General features: G+C 68.1%; 3 protein-coding genes and 1 pseudogene. 1 reads left to right on the top strand and 3 read right to left on the bottom strand.

Features of this window, described 5'->3' with window-relative positions; all coding sequences use genetic code 11:
• Positions 1 to 411: 411 nt before the first annotated feature.
• The 3 genes from ABZ896_RS51405 to mobF all read right to left on the bottom strand — a co-directional run bounded on the left by ABZ896_RS51405 (position 412) and on the right by mobF (position 6,489).
• Entirely contained in the window at positions 412 to 1,158 is a 747-nt protein-coding gene (locus tag ABZ896_RS51405; protein ID WP_360946018.1) for a GntR family transcriptional regulator, read from the bottom strand.
• 188 nt (positions 1,159 to 1,346) lie between these two features.
• Complete coding sequence (locus ABZ896_RS51400; protein ID WP_360946015.1) at positions 1,347 to 1,643, bottom strand: hypothetical protein; 297 nt, start codon at positions 1,641 to 1,643, stop codon at positions 1,347 to 1,349.
• Positions 1,644 to 1,659: 16 nt separating this feature from the next.
• The gene (gene mobF, locus ABZ896_RS51395) at positions 1,660 to 6,489 is read right to left on the bottom strand and encodes a MobF family relaxase (RefSeq protein WP_360946012.1); all 4,830 of its coding nucleotides are present in this window, start codon (positions 6,487 to 6,489) and stop codon (positions 1,660 to 1,662) included.
• A gap of 711 nt (positions 6,490 to 7,200) precedes the next feature.
• On the opposite strand from mobF, the pseudogene ABZ896_RS51390 reads away from it, so the two are divergent.
• A pseudogene (locus ABZ896_RS51390) lies at positions 7,201 to 7,295 on the top strand (uracil phosphoribosyltransferase); the annotation flags it as partial.

Here is a 7,295-nt window from a genome sequence, read left to right as displayed (position 1 = left end):
AGTTCTCCGTCACGACCACCACTCTATGGTCAACATCCTGACCAGTCAAGATATTGACCGCATCACTCCCAAGATCGCTTACGGGACAACTTTTACCCTGTGGCTACGTTCGTGAGTAACCTGCGTGCTGGACGGGGTGTGGCTCCTTCAAGGGGTGCCCTTGGCCTGCGTGAACTGCGGCTTGGCGCGCGGCCGGGTGATCAAACCGTGTCCCCAAGAGGGCATCGCCGCGATCCGTGACTTCCGTGCAGTCGATGACTTCCCTGCAGTCGATCTTGATCTGTCCCGAGCGTGACCTGGCGGTCTCGAAAAGATCTATGCGGTGCTCAGCCCGGTCGGTCCGGTAAATGCCCAGATCAGTCCGCCCCTTGAACGGAGGATCCGCACCCTTCAGATATCGCCGTCCACCTTTTATGCGGCCTCGGTGGGCGTCACCGGGTACATGAGGTGAGAGCTGGTGGCTGGGGTCTTCAGTTCCTCGCACATCAGGAGGCGTCCGTGGTCGGCATCGCTGGTCACACGATAGGTAACCAGAAGCGGGTCGACGTTACTGAGGCCGAACGTGGTTCGTTCATCGGGATGTGCCGTACGGGCGGTCACATGGTCAACAAACGCCAGGCTGAACCCGGCCTCGGCAAGTCTCCTGTAGAGCTCTCTCACGTCGGCCTCGGCAAGCGAGGGCACGTCGGCTGCGGTGGCAGCGGGAATGATTGCACGGTGGTGGATGAGGACGCCGGTCGCAGCGTCATACAGGGTGCGGGACACGCTGATGGCCTCTTGGTCCTGCTGCCCCAACAGAACGGCGGGCGGGCCTTCGAGACTGCCTCGGCACACGACTGGAGATTCGATCGAAGTGGCGTCGGGGGGAATCGGGCTCAGCTGAGCCGATCGATCGAGGCCCACTGGCAGCAGGACATTCTTGGCGGGCAGAACCCTGGTGCCCCTGCCTTGGAGAGACTCGACCAGCCCCATGCGGCGCAGCTCGCCGATTGCGGACCGTACGGTGTGCCTGCCGACGCCGTACGTCTTCATCATGGCGGTCTCCGACGGCAGGAAAGCACCGGCGGTGTAGCGGTGGCGTTTGATGTCGCTGGCCACATGCTGAGCCACCTGCAAGTACAGGGACGGAGTACGCTCGCCGCCCTCGGCGGATGGCATGGTGTGGAGTCCTTCTCTCTTCGCAATTCTGTGGGTGCAGTGGGTACAGGTGCTCCAGACGGCTACACCTCTCGCCAGCAGTCCAGGCCGGCTGTGGACCGGCCGCTGTGCGGGACGTCGGCTTGATGCCGTTGAATCCAGCCATCGGCCGCGGACGATCACGTCCAGGTGCCACGTGTTGGTCAGGGCTATTGCCCTGCGTGAGCTGCCAGTTCGCCGGCCCAGAATGCCCGTATGGCCTCTTCGAGGATGGCCGTGTACCGCTTGAGTTCGTGGTTCTCCTGAGCCAGCGGGTTGTCGCGGTCGGGGCTGGCCGCGAAGGCGGCATCCATCTCCTTCAGTCGGGTCTCCAGGGCCGACAACTCCGGGGTACGACCTGACGCCACGGCGAGCCGGGCGGCTCGCCGGGTGGCGAACCGCGCGAGGAGTTCCTGCTGTTCGGCGGTGAGCCCTTCGCCGACGGTGTTCTGGTTCTGCTCGTCCATGTTCTCTCCTTCTTGGTCAGGTTCCCGGCCCCCGCCGCGGTCCGGCGTTGGGGCCGTGGCGTCGGTGGTGGTTCTGTTCGTCTTGGATGCTGTCGGCCCGGCGTCCGCGTGTGAGATCGTCCGAGGGCAGGGCCGATGCCACAGGGGCGAGGCCGCGCCGGGCTCGTTCGGCGTCGCGGTGTGCTCGGACTTCTCCCAGGCGCTGCTGAATGCGGGATCGCTGGAAGAGCGTCATGGCCTCGTGCAGCTTGACCCACCGCTCTCGCTCTTCGGCCTCATCAGGAGTCTCCCCCAAAGGCTCGGCGGAGTCGATCTCGTTCAGCAGCCGGTAGGCGGCGAGGGCTGCGACGAGTTCTTCCCATTGGTCCTGCTGAGTGCCGTCCTCCGCGGCCGGCGCAGGGATCTGCTCGACCCATTCCTCAACGGGTTCTTCACCTTCCAAGACCCGTCGCAGGGCGAGTTCGGCGAAGGCCGCGGCGGCGGCCGATACCGCTTCCCGGTCATCCGGCTCGGAGACCTGCGCGTCGCGCAGCCGGTAGTGAAGGTTCTCGGCCGTACGGGCTGCGATCCGCATCCCACCTTGCGGTTCGTTGGGCCGGTGCCGGGCGGCGGCGGACGCACGCGCACGGCGGCCGACCTCGGCGATTCGCTGCTGGAAGATCTCCCAGGCATGTGCGTCACGGGGATCGGACGGTGCTTCACCGATGCCGGGGACGTTGTCGGCCAGAGCGTGGCGGATACGCCACACCTCGGCCACCGCCGCCGTGCGCTCCCATTGCCCGCGTAGTTCTGTTCCCTCAAGGGGTACCGGACCGAGGCTCCGCGCCCACGACGGCGGGGACTGCGCCAGGGCAAGTCCCATCTGTTCCAGCCGCTCGGAGAGCACGAAGCGGCGCTCGACGAGGTGCTGCCGCCAGCCCTCCGGGGTGTCCATGTCCCGTACGGCGGCCGACGGAGCGATCCAGTCGGGCAGGTGACCGCTGTGGTCCGGAGCCGGTACCGGGCGGTGCGGTAGTTCGTCACGGAGCCGTTGCTCGGCGCGGATCCTGGCGGCGATGAGCTGGGCGCGCTTGAGTCGCTCGCGGGCCGCGTCTTGCCGGTGGAGGTTGGCGGTGCGCTCGGCACGGGTGGCTTCCAGGGGCTGGGTCGCCGTATGGCTGGCGCCAGGCCGGGGTTCACGCTGCCAGTCCTCGCGCAGGCGTTCGCGTGCGGGCATGGACCTGCGCAGGCGCTGTTCGCGCCGCAGGAGGGCATGCTGCGCGGCGGCGGCGCGCTCGGTGTCGTGGTCGCCTTCGTCCTGCGCGCGGCGGATCTGGTCACGGGCCTGGGCAATGGCCGCGGCAAGTTCGGCGCGGGTGAGATGCCCGTGTGCACGGTCGGGCCAGGCGGGATGAGGAAGGCCGTCCACGATGACCGGCCGGGGCTGACTGTCGACGGACGCGTCCGCCCGTCGCAGTTCCTCCAGAGCAGCACGGCGGTGGTGCTCGGCGAGGTCCAGAAGGCTCTGCAGCTGTTCGGCGCCGAGCGTCTTCAGCGGACGGCTGCCGCCGGGCGCGGCTTCCTTTCGGGCGGCACGTTCGGCGGCCTGCCGTCCGGCTTCGACGCGGTGGTCGATGCGCCAGGCCAGCACGGCGGCCGGGTCCTCGGCATCCGCGAAGTCCCGCTCGTCGAAGGCTATTTGGATGAGTCGGCCGAGGTCCCAGCCTTCGGCCTCGGCGGCACGCAGGGACCGCTCGGCGACCTCCCAGGCGTCCGCGCCGATGAACATCTCGGCCGCCAGGCCGAGCACACGGCGCAGGAGGTTGTGCAGCCGCTGACTGGTGGCACGGGCGTAGACATCGGTGTACTCGGCGATGAGCTGGCCGATGCCGTAGGCGCGTTCCTGCTCGACCTCAATCATCTCCCGGGCCGAGATGGACGCCTGGCTGTTGTGGGCCACGGTGTCCAGCACGTCGCGCATGCCCTGGGCGTCCTCGGTGACGACGTATAGGCGGTTGGACTGACGGCCGCGGCTCGCCTCGACGTACGCGGCTTCCCGCGAGGTACGGGCCGTGATCAGGCCGTGGGCAGCCTGAACGGTGATGCCCTGGGCGCGGTGCGTGGTGTAGGCGTAGCCCAGTTCCGCGTGCCGGCGCAGGTAGTGCGGCGGCAGGACGACCCGGCCGCCGTGGCCGGTGTGGCGGGCGCGGACATGGCCGCGTCGGTCGATCTGTTCGACGATCCACTGATCGCCGTTCTTCACCCAGTCGTGGCCGCCCAGCAGCGAGAGTTTGCGCTGGTTCCTGCGCGTCACGATGACGTCGCCGACCGCGGCTTGGAGCTCGTCGCGCAGCCGGACGGTCCGGCTCGGGTCGAGGCGGCCGGAGGCCAGCTGGAAGGCCTGGGCACGGAGGTTGAGTTCGCGGACCATCTCGCTGTCGTCGGTCATCATCAGGGCCTGCACCCCGGACTCGATGTCGTGCTGCCACCCGGCGAAGACGGCGTCCAGCATCTCCTCACGGGCGCCGGCCACGACCCGCCCCTGGTCCAGGTACCAGCTCCAGGCCTCGGCCGGATCACCGTCGCGCAAGGCCATGGTGGCGTCCGCCTCGCCCTCGGTCTGGAAGCGGTGGATCTCCTCCAGCTCCACCACTCCGACCTCGCGGGCGAGGAGGCGCAGCACGCCTCCCGACTCGATGGCACCGAGCTGCGCGGGGTCACCGATGAGCCGGACCAGGGCGCCGGCACACTCGGCCTCGGCCACGACGCGGGCGAGGTTCTTCGTTCCCGCCATGCCCGCCTCGTCCACCACGATCACGTCGCCCGGCCGCAGCGCATACTCCTGCGCGCTGGCCTTGCGGCGCTTGTTGCTGCTCCGCCGGAGGACACGGTGGACGATGCTGCCCTCGGTCAGGCGGTCGCGCTGGGCGAGCCAACCCTGGAGCGTGTACGCCGTGGTGCCGAGATCGCCCTCCATCACCTTCGCCGCGCGTGCGGAGGGGGCGAGGGGTATGAGCCGTCCGCCCCCGGCGGCCACCGCGTCGCGGACGAGTTCGAGGGCGGTGGTCTTGCCCGCGCCGGCCGGGCCGATGCCGCCGACGACGAGCCGGTCTGCGCAGGCGAAGTCCTTGGCGAGCCGCATTTGCCCGGCGTCCAGTCGGCGCCCCGTGAACCGGCTGGCGACCTCGGCGAACCGGTCGCCGTGGAGGGCGGGATTCACTATGGTGCGCGCTGCGTTGAGGACCCGGTCCTCGGCGGCCAGGATCTCGCGGGAGGTGTACAGGACCGACTCCCGGCGCCGGTAGATACTGCTGCCGTCCGACCGCAGCAGCGGGGCGAAGGGCCGGTGCAGTTCGGGCGGGGTGATACTCAGCGAACCGTGCGACAGCACACGCTCGGTGATCCGCTCGGCGAGCCCGCCGGCTGCGGTGCTGCGGCCCCGGGTGAGGCGTACGACGTGGCGTCGTGCCTCGGCCAGCACGTGCCGCTCACCCCACACGGCCCGCTGGTCGGAGACCACCCCCAGGACCTCTTCCGCGGCCTGTGCGACGTCGCTCTCGGTGAGATCGACAGTGCCCTCACGGGGTAGGGAGGCGCTGGCCTGTGCCGTCCTCAGCAGGGCGTCGACACGTTTGTGCCCGACTGCGGCGATCGACGTGTTGCGCCATCCCGACCGTAGTTGGGCCAGGGAGCGTCCCTTTTTCTTGACCGGCCTGGTCTCCAGCGTCGCCTGCTGGATGAGGGCCATCCGGGCTGCTGTTCCCGGTTCCTTGCCGTGCGATTGGCGGTAGGCGCGGAGCAGTTTCTCCAGCCGTTTGCCGATGTCCTTCGTGCGCTTCGCGTGGGGCTGGAGTACTCCGGCGTCGAAGCCCTTGATGCCCATGACCGGGCGCTTGCCGGGGGTGACTTCACGTTCCTCGGCTTCCAGACCGAGTCGGGCGCAGACCTTCTCGATCACGAGCTGGTTGTAGTACTCGGAAGCGGCAACTCCCATCGCGTACAGGAGCTTTCCGTCGATCGAGCGCCACTTGCCGTCGACTCCGCGGACCTTGTTCGCCACGACCAGGTGATGGTGGAGCAGGGGTTCGCCGAGCCGGTTGTCGTGGTGGCGGAAGAGAGTGGCGACCAAACCGCCCTTGACCTCTTCCTGGGCGACGCCGTTGATGCCGGTCCGGGTGGCGAGCGCGTGTTCCTCGATCCAGGTGATGGTCTGAAGGACCGCCTCTTCGTCGCACTCCATCACGATCCGGCACACGTCCTCGTCGCCGGTGCCGAACAGTCCCTTGCCAAAGTCCTCCGGCGCCCGCAGGACCAAGTCGTAGGCGGCCACAGCCTGTTGCTGTGAACCGGTGTGGGCGCTGATGTAGCGGGCGAGTTCCTCGGCATCCTTAGGTGATCGGCCGAAGTCCCTCCGGTAGGCGATCGCGCCGGCCTTGGAGCGCAACTGCCTGCGCTCGTCGGCTGCCGCCTCCCGTCCCTTGCGGCTCTCGAAGACCTCGATCTCGTCCTGGATCGCAGCTGCGAGAGGGCCGGCGCTCTGGTCGTACCGGTAGAAGCGGCGCCCCAGCCGCGCCCGGCGGGTGGCCTCGGCGGGCGACAGCCCTTCGGCCACTGCCGCCTTGATGATCTCGTCCGCATTCGGGTGCAGCCCCTCGCCGTACAGGGACTCCATCTGCTCCTCGGACACTGTCCCGGAGACGCCGAGTTCCGCGGTGCCGCCACCGACCCATACCCCGGGCGGATTTCCTTCCGCCGTGTAGTAATCGCCCAGGTCGCGGTCGGGAGAACGGCGCACATCGCCGGTCACGGTCTCGCTCGTGTAATAGCGATAGCCATCACCAGCTGAGAGCTTGTGGATGGTCATCATGAACTCAGATTACCTTGTGTCATTGTGAATGCAAGAGCTTTGACCGCGAAGAAGGGGGGTGCAGGGAAGGGGAGTTGGTGAGCGAGGAACGAGCCGAGCCGACGAGCCGAACTGCGCCTTCCTCCTTCGCGGACCGCGAAGCGACCACGGTTTTCCCCAGGTCCGCTCTCCTGAGCGGACCTGGGGAAAACCGCGCAGTTCGGTTATCCACAGACAAGATCAAGTCACTCTGAATGCCTCTGAAAGCCTCTGGATGCGTCATTGGGAAATGGCCACGGATTCCCCATGTATCGGAGGTGGATTCATCAGACACAATGAGCCGCAAATCATCGCTGAGGAGAGGCGAGTTCGATGGGCCAACGGAAGCAGCGGCGGTCGGCGCGCGAGGTCGAGGCCCGCGAGCGAGTGCGGGCACGCAGGGCCGGGCACTGGGAGCGCGAGCGGCAGTTGGAGGACCTGGCCACCGTCTACGAAGTGGCGGCGCAGGAGATCCAGGACGTCACGACAACGACCGAGGAGAGAATCGTCGCGTACGCCGTCCGGCTCCGTCAGGAGGCCGAGAAGGCGAAGCAGGGACTGCGGGGTCAACAGGCCGAGAGCGTCGGCCAGATGCTCGAACTCGACGGAGTCCGTTCCGTCGCCGATCGCCTTGATGAGTCCGTGGACACGGTCCGCAAGCTCGCCGCCGCCGGGCCCGGCACGACACCCGGGACGCCGGTCTCACCCACGACCGGGGTGAAGCTGTCGTATCCGCGGCCGCTGGTCGTGCCAATCCTGCGGGCCGGGCTCGGGATGCTGGACGGGAT

Origin of the sequence: Streptomyces sp. NPDC047072, assembly GCF_040643855.1 — a bacterium.
Taxonomy (GTDB): Bacteria; Actinomycetota; Actinomycetes; order Streptomycetales; family Streptomycetaceae; genus Streptomyces.
Note: the sequence above shows the minus strand (reverse complement) of the source record. Positions and strands in the feature narration are given on the sequence as shown.

What these genes read in the sequence shown, in the direction of transcription:
- ABZ896_RS51405 (WP_360946018.1), bottom strand. Translation starts at nt 1,158, where the DNA reads ATGCCATCCGCCGAGGGCGGCGAGCGTACTCCGTCCCTGTACTTGCAG.
- mobF (WP_360946012.1), bottom strand. Translation starts at nt 6,489, where the DNA reads ATGATGACCATCCACAAGCTCTCAGCTGGTGATGGCTATCGCTATTAC.
- ABZ896_RS51400 (WP_360946015.1), bottom strand. Translation starts at nt 1,643, where the DNA reads ATGGACGAGCAGAACCAGAACACCGTCGGCGAAGGGCTCACCGCCGAA.